15 protein-coding genes are annotated in these 24,266 nt (G+C 37.1%); 9 read left to right on the forward strand and 6 right to left on the reverse strand.

Annotation, left to right across the window (positions count from 1 at the left end; all coding sequences use genetic code 11):
- The first annotated feature begins 25 nt into the window (after positions 1-25).
- The gene (locus tag BC008_RS31115) at positions 26-2,293 is read left to right on the forward strand and encodes a heavy metal translocating P-type ATPase (protein WP_058184185.1); all 2,268 of its coding nucleotides are present in this window, start codon (positions 26-28) and stop codon (positions 2,291-2,293) included.
- Between the two features lie 353 nt (positions 2,294-2,646).
- Positions 2,647-3,537 (forward strand): ABC transporter substrate-binding protein, encoded by an 891-nt coding sequence (locus BC008_RS31120; RefSeq protein ID WP_027846582.1) that lies wholly within the window; start codon positions 2,647-2,649, stop codon positions 3,535-3,537.
- A gap of 166 nt (positions 3,538-3,703) precedes the next feature.
- Here the strand turns inward: BC008_RS31120 and BC008_RS31125 are convergent, their stop codons facing one another.
- Positions 3,704-4,402 carry a DUF2459 domain-containing protein gene (locus tag BC008_RS31125; protein WP_058184186.1) on the reverse strand — a complete coding sequence of 233 codons (699 nt, stop codon included), beginning with the start codon at positions 4,400-4,402 and terminating at the stop codon, positions 3,704-3,706.
- An 849-nt stretch (positions 4,403-5,251) separates the two neighbouring features.
- Between BC008_RS31125 and sbcD the strand changes: the two genes are divergently transcribed.
- Positions 5,252-6,574, forward strand: coding sequence for an exonuclease subunit SbcD (gene sbcD / locus BC008_RS31130; protein WP_027846581.1), 1,323 nt, complete (start codon positions 5,252-5,254; stop codon positions 6,572-6,574).
- 159 nt (positions 6,575-6,733) lie between these two features.
- On the opposite strand, the gene BC008_RS31135 is transcribed toward sbcD, so the two are convergent.
- Entirely contained in the window at positions 6,734-8,404 is a 1,671-nt protein-coding gene (locus BC008_RS31135) for a CocE/NonD family hydrolase (protein WP_235595962.1), read from the reverse strand.
- A 446-nt stretch (positions 8,405-8,850) separates the two neighbouring features.
- Between BC008_RS31135 and BC008_RS48755 the strand changes: the two genes are divergently transcribed.
- The 5 genes from BC008_RS48755 to BC008_RS31165 all read left to right on the forward strand — a co-directional run bounded on the left by BC008_RS48755 (position 8,851) and on the right by BC008_RS31165 (position 17,886).
- Positions 8,851-9,150 (forward strand): hypothetical protein, encoded by a 300-nt coding sequence (locus tag BC008_RS48755; RefSeq protein WP_161938186.1) that lies wholly within the window; start codon positions 8,851-8,853, stop codon positions 9,148-9,150.
- A gap of 1,824 nt (positions 9,151-10,974) precedes the next feature.
- The gene (locus BC008_RS31150; RefSeq protein WP_027844131.1) at positions 10,975-12,117 is read left to right on the forward strand and encodes a pentapeptide repeat-containing protein; all 1,143 of its coding nucleotides are present in this window, start codon (positions 10,975-10,977) and stop codon (positions 12,115-12,117) included.
- A 1,182-nt stretch (positions 12,118-13,299) separates the two neighbouring features.
- Positions 13,300-14,160, forward strand: coding sequence for a sulfurtransferase (locus tag BC008_RS31155; protein ID WP_027844132.1), 861 nt, complete (start codon positions 13,300-13,302; stop codon positions 14,158-14,160).
- 1,165 nt (positions 14,161-15,325) lie between these two features.
- A complete protein-coding gene (locus BC008_RS31160) occupies positions 15,326-17,020 on the forward strand; it encodes an ABC1 kinase family protein (RefSeq protein WP_027844133.1) in 1,695 nt (564 codons plus the stop codon).
- 488 nt (positions 17,021-17,508) lie between these two features.
- On the forward strand, positions 17,509-17,886 hold the full coding sequence (locus BC008_RS31165) for a hypothetical protein (RefSeq protein WP_058184189.1): 378 nt from the start codon (positions 17,509-17,511) through the stop codon (positions 17,884-17,886).
- Here BC008_RS31165 and BC008_RS49825 read toward each other — a convergent pair.
- Entirely contained in the window at positions 17,875-18,039 is a 165-nt protein-coding gene (locus BC008_RS49825) for a hypothetical protein (protein ID WP_161938187.1), read from the reverse strand. The genes BC008_RS31165 and BC008_RS49825 overlap by 12 nt on opposite strands.
- A gap of 211 nt (positions 18,040-18,250) precedes the next feature.
- Between BC008_RS49825 and murJ the strand changes: the two genes are divergently transcribed.
- Positions 18,251-19,885 carry a murein biosynthesis integral membrane protein MurJ gene (gene murJ, locus BC008_RS31170; RefSeq protein ID WP_027844134.1) on the forward strand — a complete coding sequence of 545 codons (1,635 nt, stop codon included), beginning with the start codon at positions 18,251-18,253 and terminating at the stop codon, positions 19,883-19,885.
- 48 nt (positions 19,886-19,933) lie between these two features.
- On the opposite strand, the gene BC008_RS31175 is transcribed toward murJ, so the two are convergent.
- The 3 genes from BC008_RS31175 to BC008_RS31185 all read right to left on the reverse strand — a co-directional run bounded on the left by BC008_RS31175 (position 19,934) and on the right by BC008_RS31185 (position 24,177).
- Complete coding sequence (locus BC008_RS31175) at positions 19,934-20,965, reverse strand: phosphotransferase family protein (RefSeq protein WP_027844135.1); 1,032 nt, start codon at positions 20,963-20,965, stop codon at positions 19,934-19,936.
- Entirely contained in the window at positions 20,925-22,250 is a 1,326-nt protein-coding gene (locus BC008_RS31180) for a phosphotransferase (RefSeq protein WP_027844136.1), read from the reverse strand. The genes BC008_RS31175 and BC008_RS31180 overlap by 41 nt, the downstream gene beginning before the upstream one ends.
- A 73-nt stretch (positions 22,251-22,323) precedes the next feature.
- On the reverse strand, positions 22,324-24,177 hold the full coding sequence (locus tag BC008_RS31185) for an ABC transporter ATP-binding protein (protein ID WP_027844137.1): 1,854 nt from the start codon (positions 24,175-24,177) through the stop codon (positions 22,324-22,326).
- Between the last annotated feature and the right edge of the window lie 89 nt (positions 24,178-24,266).

The following is a 24,266-nucleotide window of genomic DNA, read 5'->3' on the forward strand; positions in this document are numbered from 1 at the left end:
AATAAAGCCCAATATTTACTTTACTATGAACACCTCAAGACTAAAGCTAAAGGGGATGAGCTGTGCTTCCTGTGCTAGCAGTATAGAAAAAATTATTAGTTCCCTTCCAGGAGTCAAGGAATGTGCTGTTAACTTTGGTGCACAACAAGCGACTGTTAAATATAATTCTCAAAAAATTGAGCTAAAACAAATTCAAAGTGCTGTAGATGCTGCTGGTTTTAAGGCTTACCCTCTCAACAAAGAAGGGATGACGATAGGGGAAGATGATAAGGAAAAAGCAGTTCGTAAAGCTCAAGAACGGGATCTAATTCTTAAACTGGTTGTAGGGAGTATTATCAGCATTATTTTAGTTGTTGCTTGTCTCCCGATGATGACTGGTTTGGAATTTTCCTTTATTCCTCGATGGTTGCATAACCCCTGGTTACAGTTAATATTAACGACTCCAGTACAGTTTTGGTGTGGTTACGGATTCTATATTGGTAGTTGTAATGCTTTAAAACGTCAGACCGCGACTATGGATACCTTAATTACTTTAGGTACGAGTGCGGCGTTTTTGTATTCTCTGGTTGTAACTGTATTTCCTGACTTCTTTGTCGAGAGAGGTTTGAGAGCGGAAGTCTATTACGAAACTTCTGCAGTTGTCATCACCTTAATTCTCTTGGGAAGATTATTTGAGCATCGTGCTAAGGGAAAAACTAGTGCAGCAATTCGGAAACTAATTGGTTTACAACCTAGAAATGCTCGCGTAATTCGTAATGGAAGGGAAATAGATATTCTGATTCAAGAAGTTCAACTTGATGATGTGGTTATTGTCCGTCCTGGGGAAAAAATTCCGGTAGATGGGGAAGTGATAGAGGGTAATTCTACTGTAGATGAAGCAATGGTGACGGGTGAAAGTTTACCTGTTAAAAAACAACCCGGTGATGAGGTTATTGGTGCAACGATTAATAAAACTGGTAGTTTTAAATTTAAAGCAACCAGAATTGGTAAAGATACGGTTTTAGCTCAAATTGTGCGATTAGTACAGGAAGCTCAAGGGAGTAAAGCTCCGATTCAACGCATAGCAGATCGAGTTACAGCTTGGTTTGTACCTGGGATTATTGCGATCGCGATCGCGACTTTTATTATTTGGTTGTATGGGACCAGAAATATTACTCTAGCTTTAATTCCCACCGTCAGCGTTTTGATTATTGCTTGTCCCTGTGCTTTGGGTTTAGCTACCCCCACATCGATTATGGTGGGAACTGGTAAAGGTGCAGAAAACGGTATTTTGATTAAAGGAGCGGAAAGTTTAGAATTAGCTCACAAAATCCAAACTATTGTTTTGGATAAAACCGGTACCTTAACGGAGGGAAAACCTACGGTTACTAATTTTATTACTGTGAATGGTACAGCTAACGGTAATGAGTTAAAAATACTGAGTTTGGCTGCTTCACTAGAGCGTAATTCCGAACATCCTTTAGCGGAAGCGGTGGTTAGATATGCTCAATCTCAAGAGGTTGGAGTTAAAAATGTCCGCGATTTTGTCGCGGTTCCTGGAAGTGGGGTACAAGGATTTGTTTTAGATCATTTTGTACAGATTGGTACTTTACGCTGGCTAGAATCAGAGGGTATCGATACCCAAATGTTTCTTCTTCAAAACAATACTTGGTCTAATGAAGGAAAAAGCGTGATTTGGCTCGCTGTGGATGGAAAAATAGAAGCATTAATGGGAATTACTGATACCCTTAAAAGTACATCTAAAGAAGCAGTCAGGATGCTGCACAAATTAGGTTTAGAAGTGGTAATGCTCACGGGAGATAACCGTCCAACAGCAGAAGCTATTGCTCGTGAGGTTGGGATTGATCGCGTATTTGCTGAAGTTCGTCCTGATCGCAAAGCCGAACAAGTAAAAACGCTACAAAAGGAAAGTAGTAAAAAAGAACATAAAATTGTCGCGATGGTGGGTGATGGGATTAATGATGCTCCTGCATTAGCACAAGCAGATGTGGGAATTGCTATTGGTACAGGAACAGATGTTGCGATCGCGGCTAGCGATATCACCTTAATTTCTGGAGATTTACAGGGTATCATTACCGCTATTAAACTTTCCCATGCGACGGTTGGAAACATTCGTCAAAATCTCTTTTTTGCGTTTTTCTACAATATTTTAGGGATTCCCGTCGCTGCGGGGATTTTATTCCCCTTGTTTGGTTGGTTACTGAACCCAATCATTGCTGGTGGTGGAATGGCTTTTAGTTCTGTTTCCGTGGTTACAAATGCTTTGCGTTTGCGGAACTTTAAAGCATATTAGGGATTTCTAATAAATAAATTATCCAAAAAACTCAATTTACTATAGTGTATAAGAATAATAATCATTATGATGTCGAAGAGGAGAAAAGGATATTGATGTCAACTTAAGGAAAAAGAAAATCTAGACAGACCTAAAGCAAAAAGATATGTACCGGACCCAGCGAACAAGGAAATAGAGAATAAGAATATGGAAATTACTATTTCTTTCGAGCAGCGTTGCTGAATATATTGTTGCAAGTTAAAATCTACTTTAAAATAAAAAAAAATTAGATTACTTTCACAATACAATAAAATATATTTTCTTGCTTTTACTAGCTTGTATCTCAATATGCTTGGTTCGAATTTTTGTAGTATATGAACAAAACCTCCACTCTTTTAATAACTATTTTGTTATTAACTTTCAATTCAATTGGTTGTTCAAACAATACTAATACAACAGTAGAAAGATCCCAGATTCAAGCAGAAGCAAACTTAAGTAGAAAACAAGATTCAGCACAAAGAATTGTAACACTAACACCTTTAGCTGCAAACTTAATTTACAATTTAAACCCAAGTAAACTAGTTGCAATTCCAAATAGTAGAGATACTAACAAAAAGCCACAATTTACCAATTATCCAAAGGTTGCTCTTTACGGTAACGTCAATTTGGAAAAAATTATTGCACTCAAGCCCGATCTAGCTATCGGTTCTGGAGGTATGCATTCAGAAGCTTTGGCAAAATTGGAAAAATTAGGAGTAGATATCATTTCCCAAGAGATAAGAAGTTGGGAAGATTTAACAAATTTTACTCAAAAATTAGCAGTCCGGATCGGTGCTAATCCTCAACCAATTTTAGACAAGTATCAATCCTGTGTTGATAATATCCCGAAAAATGATAAATCAGTTTTAGTTTTAACCGGTAGAATACCCACATCTTCCCCTAACAGAAATAGTTGGACGGGAGATTTATTAAATAAATTTAATTATCAAAATTTAACTGCTGATTTTCAATCAAATAGACCATTTTCAGGCTATTTAACTCTTTCACAGGAAAAAATATTGACAGCAAACCCCGATCTAATTTTTTTAGTTGAGTCTGATAATCTTAATCCAAATGTATTAAAAAAACTTCCCTTTTGGAAGAATCTAAAAGCAACACAAAAAGATCAGGTATATATTTTTCACCATGACGGTTTAATTACTCCTACTAGTCTTGAAACCATTACAGAAGTTTGTAGAAAATTGCGTCAACTAGCACAGTCATAGAAAATAGGGTGCTATGTGCAAATCATTAGCACCTACGCGTCACATTGCGTTAATGCGTGTCCGTARGACATAAGTCAACAGTTAAAAGTTTATGAATCATAGGTTTTAGCCCGTCTACGACAAACAACTTTGACAAATTTTTTAATTACGTAGTGTTATAGCTATATTAATTACAATTACTTTTCAGATGAAACATAATTGCAGTAGAAAGCCCATCCCAAAGCGGTGTGTTGACGTTTGCTTTTCTTAATGCTCTTCCGGTCCAAGAGTTACAATTATTTAAAATTGAGTAGTTACCAATTGCAGCATAAAAACCCGCATTATTCGTATGACCATTCCCAAAACGGATATTTTGACCTTTTGTGTTTTGTTTAAATGTCGATTGGATAAACTGAACTAGTTGTAAATAATCTGTTTGATTAACTTTAATACATTTAACTTGTTCGTAAGCTGGTATTGATTGATATCCCTTCACATAAATAACGGAAGGTGTGGAAATAAATAAAGCTGCAAAAGTAGTAGAAAATCTCCAATCTGCAACGGAAGGAGTTGACATATAAAAATCGCGATCGCCCCATCCAAAACTCAAATAATTGTAATCGCGAACATTATCAATACCGATTTTATCTATAGATAAATAGCTATGCCAATCAAATATTTTATTTGTAGTCGGTACTATGATATTGGAGTGAATTCCTGTATCAGAAATACAAATTTTAGTGTTGCAAGCACTTTTTGCAGAATAATTCCATTTTCTCGGTATTAATGCAGCGATGGTCAACAAAGTTAAAGTAGTTAATATCGTACCGAAGAAAAAAATACTAAATTTAGATACGAGGTGAGTTAATCTCTTACTGGATGGCATAATTCACTGGCTAGATCGAGAATTAAACAACCCGTAGATTAGCACTGATCGCTTATATATAAATCACACCAAATATATAGCAAATAAATATGCAATCGCTAAATTTAAAATCCCTCTCGATATCGAGAGGGAATAAATTTATTTTTTTATGAAAATCCGCTTATTTCTGACTCTAAAACATATTCATTATGACGATAATACTGGCACTTGTAATCACTAACATTGCTCCCATAACTACAATGATGCCTAACTCGCTAGGAACTTTTGAATCGTTCATTTTATTAACATTCCAGTCTATCAGAATTATTATTAATATAGCAATATAAGTATATTTATCTATGAAAACAAGTTAAAACTTAAATTACCTTAATTTTTTTTAATATTTTTAGTTGTATCTACTAGCAGTAAAATTACTGTTTACAATAGTAAATTATTATGTTTACGAATATTTCGTTAGAGGAGAGATAAGTGTAAAAAGCGACGCAATTGTTCTCCTACTTACAAGTATCAAATCTGATTAATGGTTTTATTTTTTCTTGAATAGCTTTTATAGACATAAGTCGTATACTGAAGGGTTTAATATATTACTTTAATTTCTTAAGTAATTATTTTGAATAGTTGAAGTAAATAATAATTTAATATTTATAGTGATACCATGTAATAAAAATTTTATATATACGTAAATCATCTCGCAGTTTTATATAAACAAACGTATATACAGAAATGGCACTTAATTACAGGATTTTGAACCACTTAATCTCAGATATGCGAATATTTGGGTAGACAGAAAAATAATGTTGAAATTCAGGTTACTTAATAGCAACAGTTAATTACTAAGCACTAAAAATTATGATTAAGGTTCTACATCTGTCGGATATTCATATGGGAAGTGGTTTCACCCACGGACGTATTAATCCGGAAACGGGTTTAAATAGCAGGTTGGAAGATTTTATGAGTACCCTTGCAAGGTGCATTGATCGCGCGATCGGGAAAGAAGCAAATGAGGAGCCTGTGGATCTAGTAATTTTTGGTGGTGATGCTTTCCCTGACGCAACTCCTCCACCATACGTGCAACAAGCTTTTGCAAGACAGTTTCGCCGTTTGGTGGATGCTCAAATCCCTACAGTATTATTAGTGGGCAATCACGATCAACATTCCCAGGGTCAAGGTGGAGCAAGTTTATGTATTTACCGCACTTTGGGAGTACCAGGATTTGTGGTTGGCGATACATTAACAACTCATCACCTTCCAACTCGCAACGGTCCAGTACAAGTCATTACTTTACCTTGGTTAACTCGCTCGAGTTTGATGACTCGTAAAGAAACCCATGGTTTATCTTTAGCGGAAGTCAATCAACTTTTAACGGAACGCTTACGAGTAGTTTTAGAAGCGGAAGTTCGACGTTTAAATCCGGATGTTCCCACAATTCTTTTAGCACATCTAATGGCGGATAATGCAACTTTGGGTGCGGAAAGATTTTTGGCTGTAGGTAAAGGTTTTACCTTACCGATGTCATTATTAACCCGTCCTTGTTTTGATTATGTAGCTTTAGGACACGTTCACCGTCATCAAAATTTGAATAAAACTAATGACCCCCCAGTAATTTATCCCGGAAGTATTGAAAGAGTGGATTTTAGCGAAGAAAAGGAAGATAAAGGTTATGTGATCGTAGAACTACAACGGGGTAAGGTGGAATGGGAATTTTGTCCTTTACTGGTGCGCAAATTTTCTACCATTGAAGTAGATACATCAAAAGCAAAAGACCCCCAAGCAGCTATAATTAAAGCGATCGCAAAGCAGGAAATTGAAGATGCTGTGGTGAGGTTAATCTACAAAATTCGTTCCGAACAATTGGACTTAATCGATACATCTGCGCTACATGAAGCTTTAAGTTCGGCACATACCTATACTATTCATCCAGAATTAGTCAGTCAATTAGCCCGTCCCCGCGTTCCGGAGTTAAGCGCTAGTAGTAGTATTGACCCCATGGACGCGTTGAAAACTTATTTAAATAATCGCGAAGATTTGCAAGATATTGCAGACCTAATGATGGATGCAGCTCAGAGGTTGCTTGCAGATGATGAGGAAGAATTAGAAGAAGAAGAGGAAGAAATCGAGCAGAAAGAAACAGTTTCTGCTAGTACTGAAAATACACAGTTACGTTTACTGTAGTGGGTAATTGGTAATTGGTAATTGGTAATTGGTAATTGGTAATTGGTAATTGGTAATTGGTAATTGGTAATTGGTAGTAATAAAAACCAAAATTTATTCTACTATGGGCTTATTTTACTACCTTACCCAAACTGCTCTACCCAAGAATTATTCAAAATCTTAAGAAGAAACTGAAACTACTGGTAACTTGAGTTTAGAAGCTTTTTCCCCACCACTATAGATTTTCACCGTAATTATCTTTGCATCTTGCAAAGTTGCAGAACTCATCGGTAAATCTGAACCTGTATTCATAGCGTACGCAGGAAAACATGCTGCACTCAAACTAATTCTTAAAGCATTACCCTTAATGATTTTTGCACATGTTGCCTGCAATTTAATATGCTTGGGACTAGTGGGATTAGATGGTTGGGGATTAGATTCACGGTCGCAACGAATATAACCCTGAGTTAAGTTATATACTTTCCCATCAGGATAAACTTGGGATAATACAGCGCAAAGGTCGTAACTCGTAGTATCAGCTTCACTCCAAACTTCAACAATTGCTTCACCTGCGATACGCAAAACAGAATCTAAAGGAGCAGTAGTATAGGTTAAAACATCATTGCGACAGTCAATGTGCGATCGCTCAAAAGAACCTGCAGGTAAACCAGCATGACCACCTAAAGAAGGAACAGGTCGCCAAGGGTCATGTACAATAACATCAACTGAATTTAGGATATGGTCGTCGGGGTTTGTTGTCAGCTGACCAGAATCTTCACGGATGCTAGCAAGTCCCCTACTTGAAAAATAATATGATATATGGATTGGATTGGGAAATTCAGAAAAAGTCCGCCAACTATTTGTACCTATTTGAAATAAACATACGGTAGGTTCTTCAAATATTCCTGTATTAATATCTTTGAGGAATCGGTCGAACCAACGGATTTGCATTTGATCTACTGGACTTGCAGCTTTTACCCCAAAGTCAACTTCACCAGCTTGACGACCCCAAGGTAAATGGGTCCAAGGACCAATCAACAATTCTTGACGTTGACTATTTCGCCCCACCATATCTCGATATAAATTTAAAGTACCCCGCAAATAAGCATCAAACCAACCGCCAATATGGAACATGGGTAAATCTACATCTTGAAGATATGTTTTGGGTGAAAGTTTTTCCCAGTATTCATCTGAATTCGAATGTTCTAACCAATCATGATAGAACGAATCCGGTGCGAAATTCTTCAGAACTTCCGGACGTGCAGGATTATGGTCATACAAAGGTAAATTACGAGCAGCGGTGAATAATTCTTGATAAGCTTGTGTATCTCCTTTTATTCTGGCTGTTTCTGTCGCCAATTGAATCGCCCAAGCAAGATTAGTTTGCAAACAAAATGCTCCACCTTCGTAAGCCCAATCAGTATATAGATCGTAGCCAATCATTGCTGGACAAATAGTCTTTAAAGCAGCTGGTTTTGCAGCAGCAGCATATAACTGGGTCATTCCTTGGTAAGAAAAACCATACATTCCCACCTTTCCATTACTACCAGGTAGATTTACAGCCCAATTAACACTGTCCTCACCATCTTCAATTTCACGAGCAAATAATTTAAATTCACCCTCAGAAGTTCCTCGTCCTCGAACATCCTGAATTACTACAATATAACCTTGGGCAGCATACCAAATTGGATGGGCATATACTACCGTAGATGCAATTTCCCTACCATAAGGCTGGCGCATTAATAATACAGGAAATTCCCCTATTGCATCAGGACGGTACACATCTGCATCCAAACGTACTCCATCACGGGTATGCATATATACAGTTTCTTTAGAACAAACTTTCAACATAATAATATGACTTAAGTTTTAACCTTTATATTTACAGTAATGACTTTAGAGAACGGTGATTATTCCTTGAATAAAGTTTATCGATCTATGGTCACCTCACATCTTGCACCAATAAAAGTTGATGTACTTTCATCACTCAATATTAATCTCAAACGCCTAATCTAGGGCTACAGTTCAAGTAAAACAATGCAGCTTTATTGCGCTACTTTGAAGCTTTTCGTAGTTTATACCCAGAGGTGCAAGATATCAGTCACCCTAAAAGAGTGTAGTTTTTATTGTCACCACTAAAAATAAGTTTTATCAAGAACTTGGATAAAAAGAGGGTTTTTATGGAAACTTTAAAAAAATTTATGTATCATTTTTAGTACATATAACGATGAAGGAAGTCCGTCTATATGTTAATCAACAGATTGAAATTAGGTCTTATAGGCTTGTTTGCTGCCTCTATGACACTTCCCATTGCGGCTCCAGCTAGTGCTTCGATCTCAACTAATTCTGAAGAGTCTATTACGATTTCAAAGCAAGAACCTCTTTTAATTGCCGGTCGTAAATACAGGCGTTATCGCCGCTATTACCGTTATCGTCGCCGCTATCCACGATTCTATCGGATACGTCGTCGCAGATACCCAAGATACTACCGATATCGTAAATATCGAAGATATTACCGGTCTCGCTATCCAAAATATTATCGATATCGTAAATATCCGAGGTATCGTCGGTATCGCAGATATCGAGTATATTACTGAAAATAGTTAAATATCAAGAGTTACATTAAGGTTTATCAGGTTTTGAGCACTATCATCGTTAATCAAAATGTTTTCGACTTAACTTAATCCTTGATGATTACTCAATCGATTTGAGGATAGAAATTTTTTTGATGGAGTCACATCTCCTGTCTTGGTGTAATTTTACCTAATTGAGTGAAAGGTGAGGTGTGGGAAGAAGAGGAGACATTATTGTAGTTAATCATCTCAGTATAAAGAGAGTATTAAACAAATTAGGAAACACATCGAGCCGGAAATATACTCATAACCTACTGTTAGAATTGCTTCTGTGAAGAAAATCTCAAATCAAAATTAACTCAACTCTATTAACGATAAATAGCCTTATGATTGAACTAAGTGTTATTAATGACATCTACCAAAGTATTCACGCCACTTGACTTATCACTCAGCCGAAAACAACGCCTTTGTATTCGCAAAAAAAATTAAATATGCTGTGGAAGTTAGTTTGTGAAGAGTAGTACAAGGTTATTATGTTTAGGCTGAGTCTAAATTGAAAATTAACAGTTAAAAGTACACCTTGCCGAGGTTGAATCTGCAGACTCTGCACTTATCGTTGGATGAATATTAAAACATACCTATAACTAACAAATTAGCACTGTTCGAAATTTACTGGTAAAGACACCACATAAGACGATAAAGATATTTAGATGGTAGTCGCATTAAGAAAACTTTGTCGATGCGGGTTCATCGGGACGCTATGGGCTTTGAGATGCACCGCGATTTATTCTCTGCATTCTTGAGTAGACATGTTTGTGACGATAAACTTTCATTGCTGGATGCCCAGTCTGAGTATCCGAGGGCGGAGCCGCTCTTGATGGATGCATGGAAGCAATATCGTTCGCCGCGAGGCGCGGAACGAAAAACCGCGAACCGAGTAAGCGAGTCTGTTCGTCCGTCAGGGCGCGTCGTTGAAAGTAGGAAGTGTTACAACTCCTCAGAGCGGTTATCCATCCAAGTGCTAGCTTCTGACCAGATAGTCATTAAGGACGACAAGTCAGAAAGYCATGCCTGATATGCCGCAAGGCGGCACGCAAGTGCTATCCCCGTCAATTTATTGCGGGGAGTGGCTCAAATCATGTCAGATAATCGCTTCAAATATTAAATTTGGATGTGAAGGAAACAGGAGATATCAAAATCTCCCCAAAATAATGACTAAATTTATAACTATTAACTAACCCGCATACTTATAAAATTAAGTTTTGTAAGTATAAGTTTTGTTTAAGTATAAATATCTTGAAATCTTGACTACACAATACTTATTCAAGAAATGAATCAATTAAATTTTCACAATTAAATATAAAAATTTAAAAAATATAAGGTTCAAAAGCACGAGATTCAGCACGATAAATCTTAATTATTCAGGAAATATAAAAATCTGCTAACATCGCCGGCTTTAATAAAATTAAGTCAATATATTAAGTCTGAGTAAAACTTACTAGCAGGACTAGATTTTTTCAAGAGTTAAAACTTATAATCTTGCTCGCGCTATCTCATACTATTCCACACCATATAGCATTACAAGTTGTAAAAGTTATATCGATTCCTAATTACGATAATCATCAAGCAAATAAGCTGATTTTAAATAATGATTTAAAAATAAAAAATGTAACTATTGAGTTCAGAATTATTTGCCAAAGCCAAATAAATTATATTGTATAATGCATAATCCGTTAAAAACATTTGTGCCTGCTGTTGAGACTATTTATGGTGATGATTATTTTTGCCACAGATAGTATTTTATATCCTTAATTTTTTAGTAATTTAATTAATTCCTGGGAAAGTCTGATGCATGACTTACAAAATTTAACTCAAGAAAACATGTTTAATCATGCCGTACAACTGCGTAACATGGATGTAGGCGTCAGTAGTATGGAACAAATGGCAGGGCAGATGGTGAGGTATCTATATAAAAATCTTACCCTGCCGGATGGTAATTCTGCTTGTGCCCTTGTCAGATTTTTCAAAACTCATCCTTATCAAGAACTACCTGAAGACCTGCAGGAATCAGCACAAGGAATATTGAAAGGACGTGAAATTCATAACGCTACAAAGTGTTTAACATTAGTTGCAACTGCTGGAGATAACTCACAGTGGAACTCAAGAAAGTTGTCTGTTGGACACAAGGCTATTCCATTAGTAGATGAGGATTCCGTTGCTAGAATTCCGATGATTTCACAGTTAATCTCGCAGTTTGGTGTCAGTGTAGAGAATGTTATTAAACCAGATCCCGAAATTATTCTTAATTTAGGAAAGAGAACCTTCAATGTGTTCTATATCCCTGAAGCTATGAATAGTCCCTACATTCCCGCTCAAGAAGAATTTGTTATTCCCTACCAAATTAAATCAGTTTTGGGAATCGGAGGTATGTTGTTATCGGGTAATATCTTCACAATTATCTTATTTTCTAAAATTGAAATACCTTTTCACGTCACTCACCTATTCAAGTGGGTAGCTATGTATGCCAAAATTGCTACAAACTCTGTTGAGGGTGATAAAAATCTTTTTGATAAATCTCCTTCCCCTGCACTTTCAGGCAGTTCAAACTATCAAAGTACGATCGCAAATAATACTATCAGCACTTCTAATACCAAATTACAAACATCCAATACTAAATTACAAACATCAAGATTTCAAACGATTAATCAATCAAAAGTTGATATATCTACCATTGACTTCCAAAATGCGGATCTAAAAGGTATCAACTTACGAAATGCAAATCTTGAAGGAGCAGATCTCCGTGGAGTAAATCTAAAAGGAGCAAATCTTGAGGGTACGGATCTTAGGGGGATTAATTTACAGGGAGCAAATCTCCAAGGTGTCAACCTCCAAAGCGTAAATTTTCAAGGTGCAAATCTTCAAGGAGCAAATCTTCAAGGGGCTAACCTCCAAGGAGCAATAATGCCTGATGGCACAATTTATCAAGAATAATCGAGCGAGAATGATTTTTAAGGTTCTTATGGCAATTACTGGATTTATATCCGGATTCAAATATTGAACTGAAACAGAAATATTAGTTTCTAAAAAGAGTTGTTATCGCTTTTATTAGATGTGAACGTTCTATTAGTAGAAATCACTAATAACTATTTTCAAGATAGTGAAGTGCTCTAAAAATAGAGCCGTAGAGACAATTAGAGCATTAAAAGCGTAAAACTGTTAAGACAACAATTTCTTAAAAACAACAATTTATTCAATTAAAAATTCATTTTTTCATATTGAAAATTAACAAATATTACCTAGAAATTATCCCAAATCAACTCAAATAGAAATATAAAGTAGAAAAGTGCATATCTTCTCCCAAAAACAATCATAGAGTTACCTTTTTGGGTTGAGGCATTATTTTTGGGTTGGGACTTTGTCTGTTCCCTATTCTTCTTTTCCTATTACATTTTAGAAAAATATAATATTCTGCCCAATACGCTTGCTTCTGTACGCTCTTCTGTATTTCTAAATATCAACTGAATAATATATTTTGTAGATTTAGTCACATAATTTAAAATACTTACGCAAAGAACGCGTCGTAAATAACATTCATGATAAAATATTAATTACCAGTTAATTTGATCTACATCACTCTGCGAAAACCTTAGACAACTGGTATTATCTCCAGACAATATCGGAACGAAATCTAATACACACATGTATTTCTAATACACACATGTATTAGAGAATATTTTTTGAGAAGAACATTCGAGCAAAATTTCTCTGTTTGGGTTAATAATCTTTGCATTATAAATCCTCTCTTGAAAATACTTGTTCTAAGTATGAAGAATAAAATGTTTACTCTCGAAACATATTATGCAAGTGATTAGTGATACCACTAATTGTGGTTGCTTGATATCAGACGTAACTCCCTAGCCTTGTTATGGAGAATAACTTAATTAATATTTCTTAATCCTATGAGAAGTACAAACCTATCACTTATTTCGACATCAAATCTACACCCTGCTTGTAAATGATAGAAAGATTCAAGTGTGTATTGTACTGAGATGAGAAATATTGTGCTGCTTTTAAAAAGCTGATTATTGAGCATTAAACTGATCGTACCCTGTCACCTTTTCGGGTGAATAATTAGTGACTTGGGTTAGTAGCAAACTAAACAGGAGTCAACCTATGGATATAAAGACCCTAATCACTCCAAAAGAACTTTCTGTTTTGCTTGAACAGCAAAAATCAAATCTCATTGTCATTGATACTCGAAGCCAAGAAGAGTATGCAATTTCCCATATTCAAGGTTCAATAAACCTTCGGGATATTTTTACCTATTTAGCAGATTCTACTTCTCAAGGCTCAGAGCATTTACACGTGCACTTTGCTAACCTTTTGGGTGCAGCAGGTATATCTGGTAAAGAGTCGATCATAATCTATGAAGATGCCATGAACACGGGTTATGGACAATCTTGTCGGGGTTACTTTTTATTGAAATATTTAGGCTGTCAGAATGTTGCAGTTTTACATGGAGGCTGGAAAGCATGGCTCGGTGCAGGCTTTTCTACAACTGCAGAGGTACCAAAGTATGAAACTAAAGAATTTGTTTTAAATATTAATTCCTCAATCATGGCTACAACTGAGGAAATGCTGCAAATACTTGAAGACCCTAAAATTATCAAGTTAGATGTACGAGATGTTGATGAGTGGATTGGTACTAGCTCATCTCCCTACGGAGTAGATTTTTGCCCCCGTAAAGGTAGAATCCCAGGAGCTGTATGGATTGATTGGCATCGTATGATGAAAAATGATTCAGAAATTCCAATGTTTAAATGCTCAGAAGAAGTGCGTAAGATTGCTGAGGAAGTAGGAATCACATCAGAATCTAACGTGTACGTTTATTGTTTCAAAGGTTCGCGCGCTGCAAATACAATGATTGCTCTAAATGAGGCGGGAATTACCAATGTTCACAATTACTTTGCTTCCTGGAATGAGTGGTCGCGCAATCCATCTTTACCTATTGATAGTAGAGTTTTTAATGAGTGATAAGTAATGAGTGATGAGTAATGAGTTGTGGGTTGTGAGCGATCGGTAAACCTTCTGTCAGATTTTGATTCCCCCGATCCCCCTTTCCTATGGTGTATACAATGAATTGAGGGAAAATTAGATAGATCGTAGTTCCCCTATTTCTAGAAGAACTATAGCCTTAGCTGCACTACCTACGGATCCGGAGCCGCTATCTTTGGATCCACTAATGGGGATTTAGGGGAATCTAAAGATAATCTACAAAGTTTTGTTTATAACTAGCAACTTTGGTTATTACTGTGCGCTGTCGCGCCCCGCTACGCTAACATTATCATCCGAGTTCAAAATATTAAGACAAATTAATCATCTACAAGTAAAACTAAAAATAATTAAGAAAATATTATAAATAAGCACTAAAATACTAAAATATGCAGACCAAAATTTCCAGATAAAAGTTCCTATCTTAAATTTTTGTAAAATTTTAGGAAAGTATTAAAATTATTCATATAAGGATTTCAAGGCACATCATACTTTGTCAAAAGATTGTTTAAAGGTAACAATATTTAAGAGATTATCAAGGGTAAACTTATTATCAAGAATTCATTTCCTGCTTGCAAAAAAGTTAATTTATTTACAACTTAAATTTGAACTCGCAGTATCATTGTTACTTAACTGGTTTGCTAGCTTATAGCTTTGATCCCAAACTTTAACTCTTCAATACTGAATAACTCTGAGCACCCTGCAAAGCGACTCTTATCAATCGAGAGCAAATAATTATTGCAGGGAAAGTATACCTACGGGGATGTGGTTAGCTCAAAAATATAAGTTTTATTTTATACTTTTTATTAAGATTTGTAAGTGTAAATAATCCACAAATTTAGCTGCTGACAATAGACTGATTTATCTTTGATAGCTCTCGACTAGATACTAGGCAAAAAATTACAATAGATACCATGAAATACTGCCATAAACACGTAAGTAAATGATTCTTTTTAAACTTGCAATCAGTGTTTATACTTCTGTGTATTAAGATAAAATAAGATTTAGAAGATAAATTTTAGTAAACTTTAGTTAAATAACACAAAGCAAACAGAAAAATACAGGGAAACATTTGTGTAGCACAAATAGGACCTAACACAGCACACATAAAAACAAAATCTTAATTTTTAGAGAGGGAAATAACGGAGTGAATTCGCAAGTCCCAACATCAAAAAATCGCAACTACGACTCACAAGCAATTGCCCGTCACTATCGCTATCGACCTTGGCAAGCTTGGATGCGTGCACTCACAGTCATCTGGTTTTTTTCTGGATTTATTATTAATCTTAAACTAGATGAATGGCGCGGGTTAAGCGAACAAAACAAATTTAAAAGAGCTAGTGAATTACGACAGTTACTAACTCGTCTTGGTCCTACCTTCATTAAAGTAGGTCAAGCACTTTCTACACGACCGGACTTAATTCGCCAGGATTTCTTAAATGAGTTAGTCAAATTACAAGATCAGTTACCTGCCTTTGATAGCGAACTTGCCTACAGGATTATATCTTCAGAACTTGGTAGCCCAATATCAGAAATATTTAGCGAACTTTCACCACAGCCAGTTGCTGCAGCTAGCTTAGGTCAAGTATATCGCGGTCGCCTACACAGCGGAGAAGAAGTAGCAGTTAAGGTACAACGTCCTAACTTACGTCCAATTTTATCTTTGGATTTGTACTTGATGCGTTGGGGTGCAAGTTGGCTCTCACCTTGGTTACCCCTTAACCTGGGACACGATCTAACTTTGATTGTTGATGAGTTTGGTACAAAACTATTTGAAGAAATAGATTATCTCAACGAAGCTAGCAACGCTGAAAAATTTGCTGATAACTTCCGCAATAGTTCCCAAGTAAAAGTTCCTGTAATCTATTGGCGCTATACCAGTTATAGGGTTTTAACTTTGGAATGGATTAACGGCTTTAAACTTACAGATACTGCAAGCATTCGTGCTTCCGGCTTAGACCCAGAAGAAATTATCAAAATTGGTGTTACTAGCGGCTTACAACAGCTTTTAGAACATGGATTTTTCCATGCAGATCCTCACCCAGGTAACTTATTTGCTATGCCCGATGGTCGAATGGCTTACATTGACTTTGGTATGATGGATCAGCTCGAAGAAAGTAATAAAGAAAGCTTGGTAGACGCCATAGTACATTTAGTCAACAAAGAATACGACGAACTAGCCGAAGACTACGTTAGATTAGGTTTCCTTACTCCAGATATAGATATTCGCCCCATTGCTCCAGCTTTGGAAAGAGTGTGGGGAAATGCTATTGGGAAAAATGTTGGTGATTTTAACTTTAAAACCATCACCGATGAATATTCCAAACTGATGTATGAATTTCCTTTTCGGGTACCAGCTAAATTTGCATTAATCATTCGTTCGCTAATAACTCAAGAAGGAATTGCCTTAAGCCTAAACCGGGAATTTAAAATTATTGAGATTGCTTATCCTTACATTGCAAGACGTTTACTCACGGGAGAATCCCCAGAATTGAGACGCAGACTACTTAATGTCTTATTTAAGGATGGTAAATTCCAATGGCAAAGGTTAGAAAATCTGATTGAAATTGCTCGCGCAGATAGTAGCTTTGACGTTTTACCCACAGCCCAATTAGGTTTTCAATTCTTACTTTCAGAAGAAGGAAAATTTTTACGTCGTCAGTTACTAATTGCGCTCACAGAAGATGATCGCCTCCATACAGCAGAAGTCGAAAGTTTGTGGAACCTAATCAAAGAGGACCTCAAACCAGCTCGCTTGCTTGATGTTGCTTTTGGTGCCCTTGCTGATTTCTCTCGGGAAGGATTTGCAGCGGTTTTACCAAGCTTTACAGCCAATAGTTAATTCAAATTCAAGAATTAATCTACATTCAAGAATGAAGCTGAAAATTCACATTTGGGCGTTCTAGCATGAATGGGTGCAGTCACGCACAGGAGAGTTAGCAGTTGTCAGTTCGTAGGCGATCGGTTGAGCCTTAATTGGATAAATCTAAAACCTACAGGTGATATATTCAGGGGTTGAGTGCAAGATATTAACTGACGACTGCTGATTGAAATAAAGTTGGCAAGGTATTTGTAGGGAAGGGGAAAAACGGGGAGAAAGTAGAAAGAAGTAAATAAACGGATATGAATGAATACCAAAATACCAAAAAATAAATACAAAGCATATAGCTCAATAAACATAAATAGCAAATAAATATCAGCTAGTAATTTATACTTAAAAAAACTATAATTAAATAAAGATTAAAGTAATAATTCTTCATTTTCAATTTAACTTTAATTTTCAATCTCAGTTTAAATTTCCATACCTACCATTACCAATAGATAGTTGATATGTACTACTATTCCTTTCATCCCCCTTATTTCTTGGTTATTCTTGGACTGTTTGTGGCAGTGACCTCCGGTGCAGCTTTTAGCGGTACATTAAAATTAAATTTACAAGAGTGGCAACAAGGCGTTACTGAAAACCCAGAAGCTCGTCTATCCACTAAGAGTTCAATATTCCCATTTCTTGGTGTTGGTATTGGTATTGGCTTGTTTTTATGCTCGGGTTTGAGAATATTTGGATTCTCTGCACTACTTGCTTGTGCTGTTGGTTTACCCACTGCTCTTTTCACCTGCTGGCTAGTTTGGAAGCAGTTGGGAAGTATGTTGGCTTATGCAGAAAGCAAAGGTGGAATAGAATCTTTAGATTTGGATTCATTGTTTTAATGGGTTTGGTGATTGGTATACACCCGCATCGCTGGCGCGATGAGTGGTAATGGGTAATGGGTAATGGGTAATTGTTAATGTAATTGGTAATGGGTAATTGTCGTAATTCCTAAAATATTTACCAATCCCCAGTCGCCATATGGCTAACGCCACGCAATAACTATAGCTGCGCTACCTTGCGGATCCGTTACGCTGCGCTAAGCGCTAACCCCAATCCCCAATCCCCAATCCCCAATCCCCAATCCCCAATCCCCAGTCACCAATCCCTTGTCAACACTTTCGTCAAAATTTGCCTGACATGGAAGGAGATTTCAGGTTAAATGTTCTCAGTTAGACTCTTTCTGAAAACTCTCAGGTAGAATTTGTGACGAAACAAAAACAAAAACCATCTCGTTCTTTAGCTGGGATTGCAGGTATTATTGCCGCAGCAACCTTAATTAGTAAAGTTTTCGGGTTGGTAAGACAACAAACTATATCAGCTGCTTTTGGTTTGGGTCCGGCAGCTGATGCTTTTAATTATGCTTATACTATTCCTGGTTTTTTATTAATCTTACTTGGTGGAATCAACGGACCATTTTACAGTGCAGTTGTCAGCGTTCTAGCTAAGCGTGACGAAGAAGAAGCAGCACCACTAGTAGAAACAATTACAACTTTGGTCGGGTTCATTCTATTAGTAATTGCAATTTTTATATTTATTTTTGCTCCCAATTTGATCGATATATTTGCTGCAGGTTTACGCACTACTGGTAAGGAATTAGTTAGGGAAATTGCAATTCAGCAACTGCGAGTAATGTCGCCGATGGCTGTTTTAGCCGGACTAATTGGAATTGGTTTTGGAGTTCTTAATTCTGCTAATCAATACTGGTTACCTGCGATAAGTCCGTTATTTTCTAGCAGTGCAGTAATTCTTAGTTTGGGTATACTTTATTTACAGGTGGGAACTAACATAGGTACTGCAACTAGTGAATATGCGACTATTGGAGGAATGGTTTTAGCCGGTGGATATGTAGCCGGAGCATTTTTACAATGGTTAGTGCAAATTTTTGCCCAGGTAAAATCGGGTATGGGTAGATTTCGGTTGCGATTTGACTTTCAGCAACCGGGTGTAAGAGAAATTTTGCGAATTATGTTACCAGCTACCTTTTCTTCGGGGATGCTGCAATTTAATCTTTACACGGATTTATTTTTTGCTTCTAGAATACCCCAAACAGGAGTTGCTGCAGCTTTAGCAAATGCTGGTTTACTAGTACAAACACCGGTGGGAATTCTTTCTAATATGATTTTAGTTCCCTTACTGCCCATGTTTGCTCAACTTGCTGCTCCAGACAATTGGGATGAATTAAAATTACGCATTCGCCAAGGCTTGATTCTTTCTGGGTTTACTATGCTACCTTTAGGTGCTTTAATGATATCTCTAGCAGTACCGATTGTGCGCATAGTTTACGAACGTGGTGCTTTTAATCCAGAAAATTCCATGTTGGTAGCTTCCCTACTAGTAGCAAATGGAATTGGAATGTTTATTTATTTGGGGAGAGATGTTTTAGTTAGGGTATTTTATGCTTTAGGCGATGGTAACACCCCTTTTCGTATTAGCACCTTTAACATATTTCTCAATGCTTTATTAGATTTCTTATTTCTGGAAGTGTTTAATTTGGGCGCACCCGGTTTAGTATATGCAACCGTTGGTGTTAACTGTAGTTCCATGTTGATGCTGTTATTGTTACTTAATCGCAAACTTAATGGTTTACCTCTGGGAGAGTGGGGTTTGATAATTTTGGGTTTGGTTGGTGGAAGTATAGCTACAGGTCTTGCAAGTGGGAGTACTTTGAGATTAACCCAGCAGTTTTTAGGAACAGAAGGTTTAATTCTTCAATTATTGCAACTATCCATATCTTCTGCAGTTGGTTTGGTAGTTTTTGCGATCGTGGTTTCCCAAATGAAACTACCAGAGGTGAATGTTTTTGTCGCAAAACTAAGACAGAAATTTTTGAAGAGATAAACTGCAAGCAGTAAGCAATTATTTATTATCCAATCGCCAATCCCCTAATCAGCACCCTGCTAAATCTAGACGTTGCTCGCACAGTTCTATTAAGCTGCTGGTAAAGGGCTGTCTTGCTGGAAATTGAGTACTCAAATAAATATGTCTTACTAGGGTGAGTGTGGTATACGATTCCACTGCGGTACGAGTTGCTGTACTTGAAAGTCGTAAAAATTCTTTCTTTAAAGCAGCTTCTCGATCTGCTAAAGTACTTATCTTTCCTGAAGTACGTAGACTTTGCTCTATGATATGCCCAATAAAGTTACCAATGTCCAGACTCGGATCGCCTTGACAATATAAATCCATATCAAGCAAGTAAAGACGATTCCCATCGACGATAATTTGGTCGGGGTAAAAATCCCTGTGAATACCTTGGGGTGTTACTTCTGGAATAGAAGCACCGAGTTGATCGCAAGCATCTAAAATTCTTGCTAAGCGTTTTTGTCGTTCGGGAAATATTTCGGCTACGATACTAATGCGATCGCGCAATATTTGCAGTTCGTCAGCAATTGTATGACTACGGTGACTGGAAATTCCTGCTTGGTGTAGTTTATGAACCGCTCGAGCAATTTGTCTTGCGAGGTTGATTCCCCCTGGCTCCGCTAATAATTTAGTAGCAATTATTCCCGGTACTTTACGCTGAAACCACATATTCCAAGATTCAATCATTCCCATTGGTTCGGGAACAAAGACGTCATCTTTACTATTTTTACCAAAATTTTGCTCCCAAAAGGATTTAACCAAAGAATAGTTACGCCGATCTAAGCCGCGCGATCGCGCTTTACCAATGAGGGTAATTGCTTGCTTTGACCCATCGATTTCTTGGACTGTAATGTCATACTCAATTAGACACCTTCGTTTGGGTTTATAACGGATCGTCCGAATAGCTTGGAGTTGAATTTGTTTGGCTTGACTACTTAAAGAATGTACGTGATGCTCAAATTGTTGTTGTACTTCAAGGGGATTGAGAGCTTGAAGTAAAAAAGGCATTTTTGGATCTTCAGTAATATTGAATGGATCGATAATCTCGATATTCGTCATGTGAAGGTTGTTGAAGAATTTGCTCTATTCGATCTAAAAACATGGTCATTATTTCCGACCAGTTTGATTTGCGGTAGCGGAAAGGTTCGGGGGTTAAGCGAAATAAACCGATCGCAGCGTAAAGCTTAATTCTTGCTGTAATTAGCTCGGGTGATACTGTCTGATAACCCGATTGTAATGCTTTATGTATCTGACTGATTTGACTTTTAGATAACTTACCGTAGACTACTTGACGTTCTAAGTGAGCAAGGAAATTACCAAGGTCGGCTGCGGGGTCACCTCCCATAGCCCGGTCGAGATCGATAATAGCTACGCGATCGCCAGTTATTATGACCTGATCGGCATAAAAGTCACCATGGATTGGATAGTTTAAAGTGGGTAGTGATACTAAATAATCGACAAGTTTTTGAGCTAGGAAATTTATTTGTTTCGTTAGAGGGGGATAGACCAAACTCAGCCAATTTGCCAACAAGAGTAGATTTTGAGCCTCTGCTTCTCGGCTCATAGATTTTAATTTGTTTGGGTATTGAGTGTGAAGTTCAGCTAGCGCTACACCAACATTTTTAATTAGAGATAACTCCAGATTTCTCTGAGCTATCACCTCACTTAATAAGTAACCGCTTAACCATTCAAAGCCAATAATATTATTACTTTGGGAAGCTGTAATTGGCTTGGGTAAACACAAAATATCACGGGATTGGAATCTCGTTGCATTATTGTAAGCAACTTGATAATCTTTGTCGGTGTAAGCTTTTAATAATGCTCGGGGTTTGTTTTTAACTAACCATTGAGCAACATAACGTCTTTCCGTCTTGTATCGCAAGCGCTTTAATTTTCCTCGCCATAATTGAGGCTGTTGAGGAAAAAGTTGTTGTAGTTTTTCTGGATGGGAGTTTAATTGAGCCAAGTAAGGAAGTCCTTTAAGCTTGGCATCATTTGGAGTGATATTTACCACTGTTAGGGAGTCTTCAAAAAAGATACGTCCGCTACCCAAAGCTCCTGCTAATGCTGGATATTTTGCTAATTTTTTGAATTTACCACGTTCATCAAATCGCAAAGCTTTGGCGTGAATATCTATTTCCTCTCCATTTACTTCGATCTTATAGCCAACTAAACAGTTCGTCTTAGGTTTGTAGCGAATATAGTGGCTAGAAGCATTTCCGAAGTTGAACTCGGGTAAGTAAGAGGCTAGACAACTAACTAAAGCCTCAGAATCTAATATTATTTCTAAGCCGGGAATCTCTGGATCTCGGCGAACAAAATCGGTATCAAGTTGTGAAAGCATTTAAAAATTATGGCTAAAAATTATGGCTAAAAATTATGGCGACTGCTGTATATTTCCCGTTACCTGTTCCCTTTCAAATTGATTGAGTCTTTTGTCTTTTTTCTCCTGTTTCCTTTTTCTTCCTTGCTTGTTGTCGATACAAGATTGCATAACGACCATCAGTCTCAACCATTTGCTGGTGAGTACCTTTTTCTATAATTGTTCCATTTTCTAAATACAAAATCATGTCAGCGCGAGCAGCAATTTCTAAATCATGGACGATTAAAAATGTTGTATGACCTTGTGTTAATCGTTCTAAAGCATCCAGTACAGCTTGTTCGTTACTCCCGTCTAAACCCGTGGTTGGTTCATCCAGAATCAAAATTGGAGCCCGACGAATAGCAGCGCGAGCAATAGCAATCCGTTGACGCTGTCCGCCAGAAAGGGTAACTCCCCGTTCGCCCAAAACAGTATCGTATCCTTGGGGTAAGTTTTGTACGATAAAGTTATGGGCATTTGCAAAACAGGCTGCTTGGATAATTTCCTCTTTTGTTGCTCCTGGATTTCCATAGGCAATATTTTCCCAAACTGTCGCCGCAAATAATAAACTATCTTGCAAAACAACGCTAATTTGGGCTCGCAGAGAGTTGAGGGTGTAATTGCGAATATCTTCCCCGTCAATTGTGATTCGCCCTTGCGTAGGTTCGTACAAACGTAAAATTAAACTGGTTAATGTTGATTTACCACTACCAGAAATACCTACTAAAGCGATTTGCTGACCTGGCTCAACGGACAAGTTAATATTATTTAAAACAGGATAATCAGATTCATAAGTAAAACTTACATCCTCAAATTTTATATGGCCTTCAAAATTAGGAGCAGGCTTTGCCGTTGGTAAATCTTGGATATCTGAAGAACGGTCTAGAAGTTCTAAAATGCGATCGCCAGCGGCTGTTGCTTTTGCTAGTCTCCCGGTGTATTTAGCAAAATTTCGCACAGGTTTAAAGGCATTTTTTAAATAAGAGAGAAAGACAAGTAAATCTCCAGGGCTAAGAGTATGATTTACTACCATCAATGTACCCCGTCCCAAAACTATGGCAGTTGCAAGTGCAATAATTACATCTACGGTACGCTCTAAACTTGCAGTTAGGCGTTTAACTTTGACTCCGTCCTCAAGATTGCTATGGTTCTGTTTGGCAAAAATTTGAGCAAATTCTTTTTCTAAAGAAAGGGTTTGAACAATCTTGATTGCGTTCATCGATTCAGCCACTGTAGTAGCCATCGCACTCTGTCTTTTACGCTGCTTTTGAGAAACAGTCCGAATTTTTTTGCTTAAATGAGTAGTACAAAACAAAAATAGAGGAACGCTTAACAAAGCTAGTAACATCAACTCGGTGTTAAGCCAAAACATTATAATCACCATGCCGCACAAAATCAGCATGCTTGCTAGCAATGGCATAAAAGCAGTTACAAGTACTTCTTTAAGTAGACCGACATCACTAATAACACGAATTGTTAAATCCCCGCCCCTAGCTTTGTTATGAAAAGAAAGGGATAGGTTCTGGAGATGACAATAGAGATCGTAACGAACTTGAGTTAGGGTTCTACTACCAACAAGGGCAAAACCGACTGTACTAAAGTAGGATGCAGATGCTCGCAGTACAGCAATCGCAATTACTCCAACAGAAGCAAACAATAACATTTGTATCGGTTGCAAATTATCAATAAGTGCAAGACCAGAAAGATATTCAGAGCCATCTACTTCAATAACCCGGTCAAAAATTAATTTGAGGGGCCAAGGTTCCAGCAACCGTAGACCAACTTCAGCAAATAACACAATAAAAGAAGCTACAATTAAGCCTTTATCTTGATAAATATAGGGCCAAAAGCGTTTAATTATCCGCCAGAAACCCGGCAATATTTCCTTAAGTTTCTGCGGTCGTCCCATCGAGGAATTCTCCTAACATGATTCTGTTATTGAAGTTGATTATTTACAGCTTGTTATTTAAAGTTTGCTTTTTAACACTCGTTAATTGA

This window comes from Mastigocoleus testarum BC008 (assembly GCF_001456025.1).
GTDB lineage: Bacteria > Cyanobacteriota > Cyanobacteriia > Cyanobacteriales > Nostocaceae > Mastigocoleus > Mastigocoleus testarum.